The 16,316-nt window shown below is 61.7% G+C and carries 14 protein-coding genes; 6 read left to right on the forward strand and 8 right to left on the reverse strand.

Annotation, left to right across the window (positions count from 1 at the left end; genetic code table 11):
• Window position 1: 1 nt before the first annotated feature.
• Entirely contained in the window at window positions 2–856 is an 855-nt protein-coding gene (locus tag C7T36_RS11870; protein WP_045065579.1) for an LLM class flavin-dependent oxidoreductase, read from the reverse strand.
• Window positions 853–1,716 carry a patatin-like phospholipase family protein gene (locus tag C7T36_RS11875; protein ID WP_045065582.1) on the reverse strand — a complete coding sequence of 288 codons (864 nt, stop codon included), beginning with the start codon at window positions 1,714–1,716 and terminating at the stop codon, window positions 853–855. Before C7T36_RS11875 ends, C7T36_RS11870 begins: the two co-directional genes overlap by 4 nt.
• Before the next feature lie 54 nt (window positions 1,717–1,770).
• On the opposite strand from C7T36_RS11875, the gene C7T36_RS11880 reads away from it, so the two are divergent.
• Complete coding sequence (locus tag C7T36_RS11880) at window positions 1,771–3,444, forward strand: dihydroxyacetone kinase family protein (RefSeq protein WP_045065585.1); 1,674 nt, start codon at window positions 1,771–1,773, stop codon at window positions 3,442–3,444.
• Between the two features lie 96 nt (window positions 3,445–3,540).
• On the forward strand, window positions 3,541–5,163 hold the full coding sequence (locus C7T36_RS11885) for a long-chain fatty acid--CoA ligase (protein ID WP_045065587.1): 1,623 nt from the start codon (window positions 3,541–3,543) through the stop codon (window positions 5,161–5,163).
• A gap of 57 nt (window positions 5,164–5,220) precedes the next feature.
• On the opposite strand, the gene C7T36_RS11890 is transcribed toward C7T36_RS11885, so the two are convergent.
• From C7T36_RS11890 to C7T36_RS11910, 5 genes are all read right to left on the reverse strand, one after another.
• Window positions 5,221–5,847 (reverse strand): TetR/AcrR family transcriptional regulator, encoded by a 627-nt coding sequence (locus C7T36_RS11890; RefSeq protein ID WP_033233698.1) that lies wholly within the window; start codon window positions 5,845–5,847, stop codon window positions 5,221–5,223.
• Between the two features lie 13 nt (window positions 5,848–5,860).
• Window positions 5,861–6,622 (reverse strand): 3-hydroxyacyl-CoA dehydrogenase, encoded by a 762-nt coding sequence (locus tag C7T36_RS11895; RefSeq protein WP_045065589.1) that lies wholly within the window; start codon window positions 6,620–6,622, stop codon window positions 5,861–5,863.
• Window positions 6,623–6,650: 28 nt separating this feature from the next.
• Window positions 6,651–7,844: an acetyl-CoA C-acyltransferase gene (locus C7T36_RS11900; RefSeq protein ID WP_045066769.1), complete on the reverse strand. Its 1,194-nt coding sequence runs from the start codon at window positions 7,842–7,844 to the stop codon at window positions 6,651–6,653.
• Window positions 7,845–8,400: 556 nt separating this feature from the next.
• Window positions 8,401–9,567, reverse strand: a complete 1,167-nt coding sequence (locus C7T36_RS11905; protein WP_146153436.1) for a sensor histidine kinase — start codon at window positions 9,565–9,567, stop codon at window positions 8,401–8,403.
• Window positions 9,568–9,794: 227 nt separating this feature from the next.
• Window positions 9,795–10,643, reverse strand: coding sequence for an SDR family oxidoreductase (locus C7T36_RS11910; protein ID WP_373557458.1), 849 nt, complete (start codon window positions 10,641–10,643; stop codon window positions 9,795–9,797).
• Window positions 10,644–10,937: 294 nt separating this feature from the next.
• On the opposite strand from C7T36_RS11910, the gene C7T36_RS11915 reads away from it, so the two are divergent.
• The 4 genes from C7T36_RS11915 (at window position 10,938) to C7T36_RS11930 (ending at window position 15,443) form a co-directional block, all read left to right on the forward strand.
• A complete protein-coding gene (locus C7T36_RS11915) occupies window positions 10,938–11,945 on the forward strand; it encodes a diiron oxygenase (protein WP_033233700.1) in 1,008 nt (335 codons plus the stop codon).
• A gap of 22 nt (window positions 11,946–11,967) precedes the next feature.
• The gene (locus C7T36_RS11920) at window positions 11,968–13,665 is read left to right on the forward strand and encodes an FAD-dependent oxidoreductase (RefSeq protein ID WP_045065590.1); all 1,698 of its coding nucleotides are present in this window, start codon (window positions 11,968–11,970) and stop codon (window positions 13,663–13,665) included.
• 114 nt (window positions 13,666–13,779) lie between these two features.
• A complete protein-coding gene (locus C7T36_RS11925) occupies window positions 13,780–14,256 on the forward strand; it encodes a Zn-ribbon domain-containing OB-fold protein (protein WP_033233702.1) in 477 nt (158 codons plus the stop codon).
• Window positions 14,253–15,443 (forward strand): lipid-transfer protein, encoded by a 1,191-nt coding sequence (locus tag C7T36_RS11930; RefSeq protein WP_033233703.1) that lies wholly within the window; start codon window positions 14,253–14,255, stop codon window positions 15,441–15,443. Before C7T36_RS11925 ends, C7T36_RS11930 begins: the two co-directional genes overlap by 4 nt.
• A 29-nt stretch (window positions 15,444–15,472) precedes the next feature.
• Here C7T36_RS11930 and C7T36_RS11935 read toward each other — a convergent pair whose 3' ends face one another.
• Entirely contained in the window at window positions 15,473–16,279 is an 807-nt protein-coding gene (locus C7T36_RS11935) for an alpha/beta fold hydrolase (RefSeq protein ID WP_045065592.1), read from the reverse strand.
• Window positions 16,280–16,316 lie beyond the last annotated feature (37 nt).

A 16,316-nucleotide genomic window follows, 5' to 3' on the forward strand; every position in this document is an offset into this window, starting at 1 on the left:
GCTACACCATCAGCGGTTGAACCTCCTGCGCGACAAGGCGAATGAACTCTCGGACGTCCGGCTCGTCAACGGTCGGTTGGAGTACAACGGTGGTTGCACCCGCGTCCACCCATCGCACTGCTGCTGCCGCAACGTCGGCCGCGGTCCCCACGGCAATCGCTTCCTCCGGCGACTCGCACCCTGACGCTGCGGCCTCGGCAAGGGCGCGCTCACGACCGCTGGAACCAAATGCACAGATGACGTAAACGACCACCTCGAGATCCTGCGCTCCGATATGAGCGATCGCCCGGCGGACGCCTTCCTGGGTCGTCCCACCCGAGAGCACGGTGCCCTGCGCCAACTCACCACTGAGCGCCAAAGTCTTTGGCCCCGTGGCACCGACGAGCAACTGCGGCACCTTCTCGGGCGGCCACGCCAGCGTGACGTCCGTGAGATTCACGTATCGACCGGATACCGTCACCGACTCACCGCGTAGTAACCGCTCGAGTGATCCGAACTGCTCTCGGAGGAGGGTCAACGGCGATTCGACCTTGGCGCCGATCTGCCGCATCCAACTCTGAACGCCGTGACCGAAGCCAACCCGCAGTCGATCCGGATGGATTCTGCCCAGCGCCGAAATCTCCATCGCCGTGATCGCGGTGTTGCGCATCGGCGTCGGCAGCACACCGATCGCCACTCTCATCCGCGCGGTTGCGGCCAATACAGTTGCAGCAGTAGCTATTCCTCCACCGAAGAAGCAGTCCTCCCACAACCAGACCTCGTCGATACCGACTTCGTCGGCATATTTGGCAAGCTGGATCAGATCCTCCGGCGACTGCTCCGGACGAAGGACCACGGCAATCCGGGCCCCACTCATGTCGTCACCAGAAACGCAGCGATCTCGTCAGCCGTTCGGCGGCCCTGTTCGCGACCGAGTTCAGCTGCCGGACGCCGGGTGGCCGGCGAGAGGGAGTTCGTTCCGATCGCCTCGACGACGGCGTCGTCGGCGAAGATCGGCAGTACCCGTGACTGCGTCATCGCGTCGATTTCCTCTCGCAGACTGCCGCCCAGAAGATTCGGGGCGGGATCGGCTGCGGGTGAAAGAACCACGACCACATCACAGTCGGCAGCCAAATGAACATTCGAGCCACTTGCCATTCCGCCATCCATGTATCGGCGCCCGTCGATCGTGACCGTCGGCCACACACCGGGGACGGCGCAACTCGCCCCGACTGCATCGATCAGATCCACACCGGCTGCTTTGCCGAACACCGTCAACTCACCGGTCTCTGCATTGATTGCCGGGATGCGCAACTCTCGGTCGGGCCACGCCCGATTGCGCAGCCTCGCCTCGATGACCGCACGACGCAAGGATGGCTCTACGGTGCCCGCGCTCATCGCGGCCTCACCGAGAAGCCGGAGTTGTTCGGGCCGATCCTCGGAACCTGCGATCGCGTCGACGAACATCTGACCGAGCACTTCGACATCGACCTTCGGATCGATCTCCCCCGTCGGCTCCGCTGTTTGTGCATCGAAAAGTTCCTGCAGTGTCGCGCCGCCCGCGATCTGAGCGGTCACGGTGGAACCTGCAGAAGTGCCGATCAACACGTCCGCTGCCAGCAGCGCTGCGGCGGCGTCCGCCGAATTGTCCTGAACGCCCAGTAGAAAGCCTGTTTCCCAGGCGATTCCCGCAACGCCGCCACCGGCCAGTACCAATCCCAATTTCACGCCGTCCACCTCTCGTCGATCACGACCCGTGCCCGAACTCGACGTTAGACCTACTCTGAAGTGATGTTCATGCGCAGCGCAAAGACATTTGTTCCCGACGCACTTCGCGGGTTGACCGCATCCACCGACGACATCGCGTGGAATCCCGACCCCGGATACCTCACACGGGCACAACCGCTGCCCAATGGACAGGTCGCGATCGTCTCCGGCGGCGGATCCGGACACGAACCGATGCACGCCGGGTTCCTCGGCGCAGGCATGCTGACCGCAGTCTGCCCCGGCTTGGTTTTCACCTCACCCAACGCACTGCAAATTCACGAGGCGTGCAAAGCCGTCGACGCCGGCGGCGGTGTCCTCCACATCGTGAAGAACTACACCGGCGACGTCATGAACTTCGGTATCGCACGAGAGTTGCTGCAGGAAGACAACATCGATACCGATGTGGTCCTCGTCGAGGACGATGTGGCAACCGAACGAGCTGACGGCGACGGACCAGGACGCCGAGGCACGGCAGCCACCGTCGTCGTGGAGAAGGTATGCGGTGCCGCAGCCGAGCGCGGCGAGTCTTTGGCAGAGGTTGTCCGGATCGGGCGCCTTGTCGCACAATCGGCCCGCAGTATGGCGGTCGCGCTTGCGCCATGCACGCTCCCCGGAGCAACAGAACCTTCGTTCGATCTACCCGCGGGCCAGATGGAACTGGGCATCGGTATCCACGGCGAGCGAGGGCGAGAGCGGATCGACGCGTTGCCGGCTCCCGAACTGGTGCGCCGACTGACCGATCCGATCATCGACTCACTCCAACTGGCCAAGGGAGATCGTGTTATCGCGCTGGTCAACGGATTAGGTGCAACACATCCCCTGGAACTGCAGTTACTGTTCGCGGAGCTCGGAGAATATCTAGGCGAGAAGGGAATTCACATCGAACGCCCCCTCGTCGGAACATTTGTGACGGCGATGAACATGGCAGGCGCATCCATCACCCTGGTACGCGTCGACGATCAGATCCTCGAACTGTGGGATGCCCCGAGCGCCGCGCCGGCCTGGCCGAATTCGCCGGCACGAAGTTACTCGGCTGTGGGTCCGCGGGAATCCTTCGGCCCTTCGTACACGCCACCGACAACCCCGACTTCCGACGGAAACATCGGGGCCTGGGTAGCCGATTGGGCGCAGAAGGTACTCGACGAGGAACCTGCCCTCACCGATCTCGATCGACGTGCGGGCGACGGCGATTTCGGTACCAACATGGTGGCCGCACTGGAACAATTGGATTTGACCGAGATGCGCAATACCTATTCCGCAGCAACAACATTCGATGCCATCTCGCAAGCCTATCTCGGCCATGCGGGTGGAACGTCCGGAGCGCTGTTCGGCATCTGGTTCCGTCATTTCTTCCGAGTAGCCCGAGAGGGCACACTGGATCTCGCGACCATTGCCGCTGCGGCACGCGCAGGTCTGGACAACATCACCGCACTCGGGGGAGCACGCCCCGGAGACAAGACCATGGTGGATGCGATTGCCCCCGCAGTGGACGCTCTCGAGGAAGGAGTTCGACTCGACGGCGTACGCGCGGACGTGTTGCAACGAACCTCGGAAGCCGCCCGCGCCGGAGCCGAGTCGACGGAAGTCATGGTCGCCAGCCGGGGCCGCGCAAGCTATGTCGGCGAGGCGGCTCGAGGCGTCGTCGACCCGGGCGCACTCGTTATCGCATGGTTCTTCGAGTGTGCAGTGGGTCACTAACACGGCGCCCCGGCGATATGACTAGCCTGACATCACACAACCTCGATTGCGGCCGGTCTGGAAAGCACAGGATCGCATGACACCCAGGAGTAGCCCATGCTGAGCACGATGCAAGACGCCCCACTCTCCATTGCTCAAATCCTGCGGCACGGAGCCTCCGTCCACGGTGACTCCGAGGTTGTGACCTGGACCGAAAGTGGTCCGCGCCGTACGTCGTATGCCGAGGTGGGACGTCGCTGCGCTCAGCTGGCACACGCACTGCGCGGACTCGGCGTCGACGGGGATCAGCGAGTGGCCACGTTCATGTGGAACAACTCGGAGCACCTCGAGGCGTACCTCGGCATTCCTGCGATGGGCGCTGTCCTGCACACCCTCAACATCCGATTGTTCCCCGAGCAGCTGATCCACGTTGCCAATCACGCCGAGGATCACGTGATCATCGTGGATCCGTCGCTGATCCCGTTGCTCGCACCCCAACTGCCTTCGCTCACGACCGTCAAGCACATCATCGTGACGGGCTCTTCCGCCGCCGGCCTCGAAGCGCCCGCCGGTGTTGAGGTACACACGTACGAAGGCCTGATCGCAGAGCAGCCGACAGAGTTCGACTGGCCCGAACTGGATGAGCGCAGCGCTGCCGCGATGTGTTACACCTCCGGCACCACAGGCGACCCCAAAGGTGTTGTGTATTCCCATCGTTCGATCTACCTGCACTCGATGCAGGTCTGCATGAGCGACGGACCCAACCTCAAGCAGGGCGACCGCGCACTTGCCGTCGTTCCGCAGTTCCATGCGATGTCGTGGGGACTTCCCTACGCCGCGTTCATGATCGGCGCTTCGCTGATCATGCCCGATCGCTTCCTCCAGCCGGCTCCGTTGGCCGCGATCATCGCCAGCGAGAAGCCGACGTTCGCCGCCGCGGTCCCCACGATCTGGCAGGGTCTGCACCTCTACCTCGAACAGAATCCTCAGGACATCTCGTCTATGCGTGAGGTTCTGATCGGCGGCTCGGCAGTTCCGCCGGCACTGATGCACGCGTTCGAAGACGATCACAACGTCAGCGTCCTGCATGCGTGGGGCATGACCGAAACCTCGCCACTCGGCTCCGTGGCTCGCCCGCCGCTCGGTATCACGGGTGACGAGATGTGGAAGTACCGATACTCGCAGGGCCGCTTCCCCGCATCCGTCGAAGCACGCCTCATCGACGATGACGGCAAAACTGTTGCCCACGACGGCGTCTCCGTTGGCGAGCTCGAAGTGCGCGGCCCCTGGATTACGGCGTCGTATTACGGTGTCGAGGCAGCAGACAAGTTCAACGACGGCTGGCTCAAGACCGGCGACGTCGGATCCATCACTGCCGACGGCTTCCTCAGCCTCTCGGACCGTTCCAAGGACATCATCAAGTCGGGCGGCGAGTGGATTTCGTCGGTCGACCTCGAGAACGCAGTCATGGGTCATCCCGATGTCACGGAAGCAGCTGTAATCGGCATTCCCGACGAGAAGTGGGATGAGCGACCGCTGGTGGCGGTAGTCCTGCGCGCGGATTCGGCAACAACGATGGCCGAACTGCAAGAGTTCCTCTCGGACAAGATCGCAAAGTGGCAGCTTCCCGAGAACTGGGCTGTGGTGCAGGAAGTTCCGAAGACGAGTGTCGGCAAGTTCGACAAGAAGCGTCTGCGGGCCGACTACCACGACGGCGGACTCAACGTCACGCGGCTCTGACACAGGGTAAACACCACAAGGCGGGCAACAGGTCTTAAACCTGTTGCCCGCCTTCGTTTACGGTCGATACCCGACTGTATGAAACGCGATGTCGACGTACTTCTCTGCCAATTGGGACGGCGACATCGGACCACCGGTCTGGAACCAACGTGGTAAAGATTGAGCCATTCCGAGTATGGCCCGGACGGTTTCTTCGGTGTCGGTGACCGAGAAATCTCCTGATGCCACACCGTTATCGACAATCCTGCGCATCAGCAATTCGAGTCGCTTGCGACTGGCCGCGTATCGGCTTCGGCTTTCCGGCGAGACATGCCGGATCTCGGTGTCCAACGCAGCGTGATGCGCCCGATGAGTCATGTACAGAACGATCGCCTCGACCACCAGCGCAAAGCGCTCCACCGGTTTTTCTCCGGCTTCTGCTTCTGCCGCTTCGGTTCTGGTATTCAGTTCGCTCATCGATACGTCGAACAGCGCGACCAGAACGGCCTCTTTGTTCGCGTGGTGATAGTAGAGCGCGGGAACGGTTACCCCGACGCGGTTGGCAATCTGCCGCACAGTTGTGCCGTGGTAACCGTTCTCGTTGAACAGTTCCAGCGAAGCCGTCAGGATGTCACTCATCAACAGCGGCGGAAAAGACCTCCAGTCCACTGCTACCGAATCTACACTCATCGCTTCGCCAGTCATCTTGTCTCCGAAATTACCGCGGTGCCATACGGATTGCACCGTCGAGGCGGATCGTCTCACCGTTGAGCATCGGGTTGGAGACGATGTGCGCTGCGAGTGCACCGTACTCGCTGGGGTCACCCAAGCGGGAGGGGTGCGGCACCTGAGTACCGAGCGACGCCTGAGCCTCTTCCGGCAGGCTGGCGAGCAACGGCGTCTTGAACAGGCCAGGAGCAATCGTGTTGACGCGGATCAGCAGCGACGCGAGGTCGCGGGCGATGGGGAGCGTCATACCGACAACGCCGCCCTTGGATGCGGAGTAAGCAGCCTGGCCGATCTGTCCGTCGTATGCTGCGACCGAGGCGGTGTTGATGATGACACCCCGCTCGCCGTCAATGGGCTCGGTCTTCGAAATGCGCTCTGCAGCAAGGCGAAGCACGTTGAACGTGCCGATCAGGTTGACGTCCACGACCTTCTTGAACGCATCGAGGGGGAATGCGCCCTTCTTGCTGACGGTCTTGATGGCGTTGCCGATTCCGGCGCAGTTGACCGTGACGCGGATCGGTCCGAGGGTCTCCGCGAGATCGAGAGCGGCCGACACAGCTGCCTCGTCCGTGACGTCGGCCGCAGCGAAGCGAACGCGGTCGCCGAGTTCCTTGGCGATGGCCTCACCGTTGGAGGACGGCAGGTCGATGATGACGACGCTGGCGCCGTCGGCGAGAAGGGCTTTGGCGGTGGCCAGGCCGAGCCCGGAGGCTCCACCGGTGACGACGGCTACGCTGTCGTTGACGATCATGTGATTCCCTTTCGAAAGATGTTGTGTGTCAGATACGTTCGATAATGGTGGCGTTTGCCATGCCGGCACCTTCACACATGGTCTGCAGGCCGTAGCGTCCGCCGGTGGCCTCGAGGTGGTTGACCATCGTCGTCAGCAAACGCGTGCCCGAGGATCCGAGTGCGTGGCCGAGCGAGATGGCTCCGCCCCACGGGTTGAGCTTGGCCGGGTCGGCACCGAATTCGTGTGCCCACGCGAGTGGCACGGGCGCAAATGCTTCGTTGACCTCGTAGGTGTCGATGTCGTCGATGCTCAGTCCTGCGCGAGCAAGGACCTTGTGGGTGGCCGGGATCGGTGCGGTGAGCATGAAGACCGGGTCGTCGCCCATCACGGAGAACGAGTGGAAACGCGCTCGGGGCGTCAGACCCAGCTTGGAGGCCATCTCTTCGCTCATGATCAGAGCAGCCGAAGCGCCGTCGGTGAGCGGTGAGGAGTTGCCGGGAGTGATCGACCACTGTGCTTCCGGGAAACGAGCTGCGTACTTCTCGGAGTAGAACGACGGCTTCAAACCGGCCAGGCCCTCGGCGGTGGTCGATGCGCGCACAGTCTCGTCGACGGTGTGCGAAACGGTCTCACCAGCGGCATTGGTCACCGAGATCGGCACGATCTCCTTGTCGAACAGTCCCTCCGCCGCCGCAGCCGCAGCGCGCTGATGGGACTGAGCCGAGAAAGCGTCGAGCGTGTCCCGGTCGAACTTCCACTTCGCCGCAATCAGTTCAGCCGAAATGCCTTGGTTGACCAAGCCCTCGGGGTAGCGAGCGGCGATACCGGGACCGGATGCGTCCTTACCCATCGAGGTGAACCCCATAGGTACACGGCTCATGGATTCGACACCGGCGGCAATCACGATGTCGTACGCCCCGGCGATAACGCCCTGAGCGGCGAAATGTGCTGCCTGCTGGCTGGATCCGCACTGGCGGTCGATCGTAGTGGCAGGCACGGATTCGGGGAACCCAGCCGAGAGCACGGCCGTTCGGGTGATGTTCAGTGCCTGCTCGCCGGCCTGACCGACACAGCCGCCGATGACGTCGTCTACCAGCGCCGGATCGATGCCGTTGCGCTCGACGATCGACCGAAGTACGTGGGCCAACAGTTCGACGGGATGTGTCCCGGACAGTGCCCCGCCTGGCTTGCCCTTGCCTGATGCGATCCGGACTACGTCGACAATCACTGCCTTGGTCATCTTCTTCGTTCCCTTCGAGGACGTGCACTTGAGACGGTCCGGCACCCAAGACGCATGCATCAGGCACCGGACCGAGATCATGTTGCGCAAGCCAACCACTGACTTAGCGCTCGTTAAATAGCTATCATGCCAGAGATGCCGGCGTCAATGGCAACCACTGGGATCGATACCGGGTGGACAGGGGGCAAGGAGGCGCCCGCGACGGAGTCGGCAGCGTCACGTTCGACCGTGCGGTGGCCTTAAACCAATGAGCCCGAGATGTCCTCACCAAAAGGAATTAACACCAAAGTATTAGGAACGCGATCCCGCATTCAAGCCACCTCTATGAATCGAGATTCCGGACTTCGTCAAGAGACAAAAGAAACACTCTTCGCGGTGGTTCTGCACAACATTGCCGAAGGTTATGAATAACGCGTAGCTCATCAGCGCAGTTACTACAGGGGAATGAGCGACTCGCCTAACGTGTCGAGAGAAAGAAGGACACTGAGAACACGAAGGCCAACACGATCATCGAGAGACGTCCTGGTTGAATCTTGCCCGATTTGCCGCGGGGTAACTATCCGATGATCTGGCCAGCAGTGGGAATGACTGCCTTTACAGTCCAACCGTTGTCGTTGGGTCCGGCGAGAAGGGTTCCGCCCAGAAGGGTGACGCGTTCACGCATCCCCGAGATTCCCAGACTCTGACCGTCTGTCGCGGGCGTTCCTCTGTCGGCAATATTGGTGACGTCGACGCTGATCGAATCGCGCTCACGTCGCACAGTCACTGTCGCGGAACTTTCCGGCGCGTGGCGAAGAATATTCGACAATGCCTCTTGCACAACGCGATAGGAGGACAGTTGCACAGCACTGTCGAGTTCGGTGAAGCTATCCTCCAGATCGAGTTCCAAGGACGGTATGGACGCTCGACATCCCTCCACGAGTTCCGGAATATCGGCGATCATCGGTTGGGGGTACTTGGGATCGGCCTCGCCCAACCGCAGAATCCCCACAGTTTGACGCAAACTGTTCAGGGCCCGATCGCCATGGTCGATCACACCACCGAGCAGTGCCTTAGCTTGCGCCGGGTTGGAGGAAAACAATTTGTCTGCCGACCTCGCCTGAATGAGCAGACCAGTGAGGTGATGAGCGGCGACGTCGTGCAATTCGCGCGCCATATTCTGCCGTTCCTCTGTGATCGCATCGCTTATTCGGGCTTCGCTGTTCAACTGCATTTGCTCGATGGCTGCGGCGCTGGCGGACGATTGCGACCGATATCTCTGCACAACTTTCCCGATAACGATCATGACCGCGTAGCTGGTCATGATATTCACCGCGGGTGCTAACAAGAACTCTGGCAAATCCCCAGCCGGGACCTGAGCAAGCGTCATGCTTTCACCAGCGTCGCCCGGTCGAAATCTGGTCGTCATCCACAGATCAGCGAGCATTCCGGCAATCGTCAGTAGTACCAAGCGACTTCCGGAAGTTCTCCCAGCCATGACGATGATCGCAAACCAATACAGCGGAGTGGCCGCTGCTACTCGGTCCTCGAGCAGCAGGGCCAAAGCGACGGTGCCGACGAGAGTCAGAAGATACATCCACACCGGATGCCGCCGACGGAAACATGCGGCCACTGTCATGACAGTCAGAATGAGCACTGTCGTAATGAGAACAACCGGGTCGTCCGCGGCCGACTCTCCCGAATAACCACTACCCCGCGCCACCGACCAGGTTGCGACGAGCATCCACACGAGGCTGAGAATTCCGGCAGTGACCGCCAAGACAGCTGGGTTCCGCGATAGAATTTCGCGAGCACTCAGCGAAATCTTCTTGACCCGCGCCGGTTTCCGGCGAATGTCTGCCACTGGCTATTCCCCTACTTCATTTCTCGATCAAGTTTTGCGCGCATTCGCCGTCTTCAAAGTACGCCATACCCTCATTTATTTACCCGATACTTCGGCAGCGAGTACTTTCAGATTCCAGAACGTCGCACGAATGCATCTGTGGCAGAGGGTGATATAGCGCCAATGACCCTGAGCAGGCCGGCATAGCGTGGATACAACTCGATCGGACGCGTTTCGATTGCCCGCAGGATCCACGACGCTGCCTGCTCCGCGGTCAATGCCGGTTGGCTGACGTATTCGGCGGTTGGCGCAATCATCGGCGTGCGAATCAGTGGAAATTGCACGGTACTGACGGCGACGCCCGTGCCATGACACTCTGCGCCGAGACTACGGCCGAAGGCACTGAGCGCAGACTTCGACGCGTGATACGCACTGAACCGTGGCATCACGCCGGCGCTCACACCCCACGTCCCGACGTTGACAATATGTCCGGCACCGGCCTCGAGCATTGACGGCAAGAGTCGAAGCGTCAGCCGCGCCGGACCGAAGTAGTTGAGCGCCATCGTGCGCTCGTAATCATGAAACCGTTCTACGGAATCGGCGGCACTGCGGCGGATCGAGCGGCCCGCGTTGTTGATCAAAACGTCGACGGTCCCGAACTGGTCGGCTATCGCGTCGGCAAGTTCGTCGACGCTTTCACCGTTCGAGAGATCCGCGGGTAGAACGTGGGCCCACCCTCCCTCTCGGTGGATGTCGTCACGCACGCGCTCGAGTTCGTCAGTGCCTCGGGCGACCAGGATCATCTCGGCACCACGAGCAGCCAACATGTGCGCGGTTGCCTCCCCGATACCGGACGACGCCCCGGTCAGCACGATGGTTCTCTCCGAAAGGTCGACGCGGGGGCGCGGAAGCAGCGAACCAAGCCTCGTGGGCGGATTCAACACGAAATTGCCCACCAGCCTGCTGATCATCGTCATCGCCTGTCCTTTTCTATAGGTTGACGAGATTACCGAGCAGTAAGTTATTGCGCGCCCATACGCCAGAAGATCGCGGAAACGCCCACGAAGCAGCAGGCAAAGCGTCGACCCACAAAGCTACTCACCAGTAGCTCATGCCGCTTGTCGATCGAGAACTGTCTGGGACTAGCTTTTCCTGATACCTGCGGTTACATTAAAGCCAGACCGAGTGCCTGCGATCACACGAACCGGCCCTCGATACCACCGAAACCGCACGTAAGACCAGCGGTGACCGCGACAAAGAGGGAGACGCACATGACGCTGACAACGCCGTTCGACAAGAACGCGGAAGCATCCGACGACTCGTACAACGAGACACTTCGCCTCCTATCCGAAGGATCCGTGAACAAGCACTTCGATCCGTATCTCGATATCGACTGGGATGCCCCCGAATTCGCGGTCACGCCCGGCGATACGCGCTGGATCCTCCCGGCTGAGACGGATCCGCTCGGCGCCCACCCGTGGTACCAGGCTCAGCCGATCGACAAACAAATCGAAATCGGGATGTGGCGTCAGGCCAACGTCGCGAAGGTCGGCCTGCAGTTCGAGAACATCCTGATCCGCGGCATGATGCAGTACGTTTTTTCACTTCCCAACCAGTCGGCCGAGGCACGCTACTGCACTCACGAATCCGTCGAAGAGTGCAACCACACCATGATGTTCCAGGAAATGGTGAACCGCATCGGCGCCGACGCTCCGGGCATGAATCGCGTGATGCGCATGCTGGCGCCGTTCATCCCACTTGCTGCCGGCCCCTTCCCTGAACTCTTCTTCGTGGGTGTCCTCGCAGGCGAGGAACCTATCGACCACATCCAGAAGAGCATCCTGCGCTCCGGGGGCGATATCCACCCGATCATGGCGTCCGTCATGGCAATTCACGTTGCCGAAGAAGCGCGTCATATCTCGTTTGCGCACAAACTTCTGAGCCGACGCATCCCGCTGATGTCGCGGCCGAGCCGCTTTGTCCTGTCGCTCCTCTTCCCGATCACCATGCGAATCCTGTGCGATGCCATCGTGATTCCGCCTAACACATTCTGGAAGCAGTTCGACATCCCGAAGTCCGTCAAGAAGGACCTGTTCTGGGAGCTACCGGAATCGCGTCAGACGCTGCGCAACTACTTCGGCGACGTCCGCATGCTCGCAACAGAGACGGGTTTGATGAACCGCGCGTCGCGATTGGTGTGGAAGGCCTGCAAGATGGACGGCCGCGCATCACGTTTCCGCAGCGAACCCCACCGCAGCGCACACAACGCTGCCGCCTAATCCGAGATCGGACCCAACCGCCATGCCACACGTAGTCACGCAGTCCTGCTGCAGCGACGCCTCGTGCGTCTACGCCTGCCCGGTCAATTGCATTCATCCGACGCCGGACGAACCGGATTTCCTCACCGCCGAGATGTTGCACATCGATCCACAGGCCTGCGTCGACTGCGGCGCATGCGTCTCGGCCTGCCCGGTCGACGCCATCGTTCCCGAGTCGAAACTGGCTGAACCGCAGCGGGTTTTCCTCTCGATCAACGCAGATTTCTACAAGGAGCAGCGGCCCCGCCCGTTACTTGCCAAGGTGATCCCAGCCGCGACTATCGACCAGGGGCGTCCACCGCTGCGAGTTGCGATCGTCGGCTCCGGTCCGTCCGCGATGTACGCGGCAGACGAGTTGCTCACGCAACCCGGTGTGCAGGTCAACGTCTTCGATCGGCTACCCGTTCCCTACGGCTTGGTTCGCGCCGGCGTGGCACCTGATCATCAGAAGACCAAGCAGGTCACGCGACTGTTCGACAAGATCGCCGCGCAGCGGGGTTTCGAGTTCTACCTCAACGTGGAGATCGGTAAACACCTCACTCACGACGAACTTCTCGAGAACCACCATGCCGTTCTCTACGCAGTCGGCGCTTCATCCGATCGCGGCCTTGGTATCCCGGGCGCAGACCTCCCCGGAACTGCGTCGGCCACCGATTTCGTGGCCTGGTACAACGGTCATCCCGATCATGTCGACGATGTCTTCGACCTTTCACATCGGCGGGCCGTCATCATCGGAAACGGCAACGTCGCACTTGACGTTGCCCGCATTCTGACGGCAGATCCCGAAAAGCTGGCCGGCACCGACATCTCTGCTCACGCGCTCGCAGCGTTACGGAAGAGTCGGATCGAAGAAGTAGTGATCGTCGGCCGACGCGGAATTGCGCAGTCTGCCTTCACCGTTCCCGAGTTCACCGGCCTGTTGGCGCTACCGGATATCGAACTGTCCGTCGGCCCAGACGACATGGTTCTCGACCCGATCACCGAGAAAGCCGACTCACTGCCGCACGCTGTCGAGCAGAAACTCCGACTCCTCGAAGCGCTGAAGAATCGCGATCATGTCGAAGTCGGAAGCAAACGCATCACTTTGCGCTACCTACTGACGCCAACCGAGATTTCCGGTGAGGACCGCGTCAGCGGGATCGAATTCGAGCGCAACACGCTTGTCGACGCCGACGGGACTGTCCGCATCGAACCCACCGGAGATACGGAAACCATCGATGCCGGCCTGGTACTCACGTCCATCGGATACCGCGGTGTACCCATCGCGGGTGTTCCATTCGACGAGCGCGCCTCGGTTATCCCGAACGAGGGAGGCCGCGTCAGCGACGCACCCGGCGTGTACGCGACGGGCTGGATCAAGCGCGGACCAAGCGGCTTCATCGGCACCAACAAATCCTGCGCACAGGAAACCGTCCGGATGCTCGTCGACGACTTCAACCACGGACGTCTGCGTACCCCGGCGCCCGACACTGCTGCCCTCGATCGGCTGGTCCGGGCGCGACAGAATGGCGTCGTCGATCGAGCCGGTTGGCATGCCATCGACAAAGCCGAAGTCGATCGCGGCGTCGCGCACGGACGCGTTCGGGAGAAGATCCTCGACCAGGGTGAAGTGTCGTCCATCGTCGGAGCTGCAGGCCAGGTGAAACCACCACGTCGAAAGCTCTGGAAAGCGTCCCACTGACCGAAAATTTCGCCCCATCTGCGCTGCTTATCGTGTAATACTGCAACCTGTTCCAGTAAGCGGCACAGCGAGCCACGATCCTCGGATCCGGCACGCCCACCAGATGAGGTTTGCATGAGCGAGACTGCAACGTCGGCACCGAGCGGCAGCGTGACACCTGCGGTGGAGGGTTGGTTCACTACCGGCCCCGAACCTGCTCTGATCGGCACGAAGTGCCAATCCTGCGGCACCATTTCCTTCCCGCGCGAGACCACGTTCTGCAAGAACCCGAGCTGCTCGGGTGAAGAGTTCGGCGACGTCGAACTTTCCCGCCGGGGCACGGTCTGGTCGTACACCGACGCGCAGTACCAGCCGCCGCCGCCGTACATCCCCAGCTCCGACCCGTACGTGCCGTTTGCACTGGCCGCCGTCGAATTGCCCGAGGGCATCGTCATCCTCGGCCAGGTAGCCGACGGATTCGGCGTCGACGATCTCAAGGTGGGTAATACCGTCGAATTGGTAGTCGAGCCGCTGTACACCGACGAAACCGGAGTTCGTACGACGTGGCGCTGGAAGCCTGTCGCCGCAGCTGATCAGGAGTCGCAGTCATGAGCAAGGACGTCGCAGTACTCGGTGTAGGTATGCACCCCTGGGGCAAGTGGGGCCAGTCGTTCGTGAAGTACGGCGTTGCCGCCGCACGCGCCGCCCTCGCTGATTCCGGCGTGGACTGGAAGGATGTCGACTTCATCGTCGGCGGCGAAACCGTCCGCAACGGATACGGCGGATACGTCGCCGGAGCCACGTTCGCTCAGGCCCTCGGCTGGAACGGCGCTCGCGTCGCCACGTCGTACGCAGCGTGCGCGACGGGTGCGCAGGCACTCGACACAGCTCGCGCCCGAATCCTGGCCGGCCTCAGCGAAGTTGCCTTGGTCGTCGGCGCAGACACCACGCCGAAGGGCTTCCTCGCTCCCGTCGCCGGTGAGCGTTGGGACGACCCGGACTGGCTGCGCTTCCGCCTCATGGGCATGACCAACCCGGCGTACTTCGCACTCAATGCGCGTCGACGCATCGATCTGTACGGCGCCACCGCCGAGGACTTCGCAAACGTGAAGGTGAAGAACGCGAAGCACGGTCTGAGCAACCCCAACGCGCGTTACCGCAAGGAAGTCACCGTCGAGAACGTGCTGGCATCCCCCGTGGTGTCCAACCCGCTACACCTCCTCGACATCTGCGCCACTTCGGACGGCGGCGCAGCCATCCTGCTGACGTCCATGGAATACGCCCGCAAGATGGGCATCGCCGAACCTGTTCGTATCAAGGCAATTTCGACGGTCACTCCGACGTTCCCGCAGACGATCATGGACATGCCGAACTTCTCGACCGACTCCAGCTCCGCGGTCTCGGCTCCGGAGCGCACGTTCAAGGAATCCATCGGCTACGCGGCGTACGAAGAAGCCGGCATCTCCCCGGAGGACGTCGACGTCGCCGAGGTCTACGACCTCGCCACGTCCGTCGAACTCGACTGGATCGAAGACCTTGCACTCTGCAAGCGCGGCGAAGCCGAACACCTCCTGCGCGCAGGCGACACCACCATCGGTGGCCGCATCCCGGTCAATCCGTCCGGTGGCCTCGCCTGCTTCGGTGAAGCTGTTCCCGCCCAGGCACTTGCGCAGGTGTGCGAGCTCACCTGGCAGCTGCGCGGACAAGCCGAAGGCCGTCAGGTCGAAGGCGCCCGCATCGGCATCACCGCCAACCAGGGCCTGTTCGGCCATGGCTCCTCGGTGATCGTTTCCGCTTAACCCGCCTTACTGTCGTGGCGGTCGCACACTTAACTGTGAGCGGCCGCCACGATCACGTCTGCCACCGCCCCCGGCTGCGAGACCAGCGAAGCGTGAGACGTCGGGAGTTCGCTGGTGGTCGCGCCCATCCGGTTTGCCATGAACCGTTGTGCGGTAGCCGGAATCACCCGATCGTTACCAGCCACGAGGTACCACGTCGGTGTGTTCGCCCAGGACGGCGGACCGCCGAGTTCGAGGTTTGCCCAGAGCGCCGCAGACTTTTGATGCGCCAACATCGTTGCCGCCGTCTCGTCTGAGACATCTTGCGCAAATACCGAATGGAAATACTCGTCGGTGACGTACCCGTCGACGTTCTTACCACCAATCGCATGAGCGTCGTCGACGATCTTCAACCCCAGTGCGGGAGGTAGCAATTGGCTGCCCGGGAACCGAATGGGATCGATCGTGATCTGGACCGGCTCACCCTCCACCGGAGCAAAAGCAGCGATGTACACCATCGACTGCACCTTGGGATCGTGCACATTGGTGATCACTGCGCCGCCGTACGAATGCCCGACCAGGACAACAGGGCCGTCGATATCCGCGACGGTCTTCTCGATCACTGCCGAGTCGTACGACGGCCCCCGCAGCGGATTATCCGGAGTCACAACCTCATAGCCGCGCGAACGCAAATCGGCGGCCACACCATCCCAGCTTGTTGCGTCGGCAAAAGCCCCGTGGACCAGGACCACGGTTGGCTGGGGCGCGGCACTCGCGCCGCCGGAACCGAGGATGATTCCAGCAGTCGACACCACCACTACCGACAGAATTGCGGTGAATACACGGGAAATCTTCATGTGTTTCCTTCGAGTCGGATGGGCGATCAGCTCGGGC

The organism is Rhodococcus sp. AD45-ID (assembly GCF_003023755.1).
Lineage (GTDB): Bacteria > Actinomycetota > Actinomycetes > Mycobacteriales > Mycobacteriaceae > Rhodococcus_F > Rhodococcus_F globerula.

Coding starts and splice junctions, on each gene's coding strand:
- C7T36_RS11870 (WP_045065579.1), bottom strand. CDS start 856: ATGAGTGGGGCCCGGATTGCCGTGGTCCTTCGTCCGGAGCAGTCGCCG.
- C7T36_RS11880 (WP_045065585.1), top strand. CDS start 1,771: ATGTTCATGCGCAGCGCAAAGACATTTGTTCCCGACGCACTTCGCGGG.
- C7T36_RS11885 (WP_045065587.1), top strand. CDS start 3,541: ATGCTGAGCACGATGCAAGACGCCCCACTCTCCATTGCTCAAATCCTG.
- C7T36_RS11890 (WP_033233698.1), bottom strand. CDS start 5,847: ATGACTGGCGAAGCGATGAGTGTAGATTCGGTAGCAGTGGACTGGAGG.
- C7T36_RS11895 (WP_045065589.1), bottom strand. CDS start 6,622: ATGATCGTCAACGACAGCGTAGCCGTCGTCACCGGTGGAGCCTCCGGG.
- C7T36_RS11900 (WP_045066769.1), bottom strand. CDS start 7,844: ATGACCAAGGCAGTGATTGTCGACGTAGTCCGGATCGCATCAGGCAAG.
- C7T36_RS11905 (WP_146153436.1), bottom strand. CDS start 9,567: ATGCTCGTCGCAACCTGGTCGGTGGCGCGGGGTAGTGGTTATTCGGGA.
- C7T36_RS11910 (WP_373557458.1), bottom strand. CDS start 10,643: ATGACGATGATCAGCAGGCTGGTGGGCAATTTCGTGTTGAATCCGCCC.
- C7T36_RS11915 (WP_033233700.1), top strand. CDS start 10,938: ATGACGCTGACAACGCCGTTCGACAAGAACGCGGAAGCATCCGACGAC.
- C7T36_RS11920 (WP_045065590.1), top strand. CDS start 11,968: ATGCCACACGTAGTCACGCAGTCCTGCTGCAGCGACGCCTCGTGCGTC.
- C7T36_RS11925 (WP_033233702.1), top strand. CDS start 13,780: ATGAGCGAGACTGCAACGTCGGCACCGAGCGGCAGCGTGACACCTGCG.
- C7T36_RS11930 (WP_033233703.1), top strand. CDS start 14,253: ATGAGCAAGGACGTCGCAGTACTCGGTGTAGGTATGCACCCCTGGGGC.
- C7T36_RS11935 (WP_045065592.1), bottom strand. CDS start 16,279: ATGAAGATTTCCCGTGTATTCACCGCAATTCTGTCGGTAGTGGTGGTG.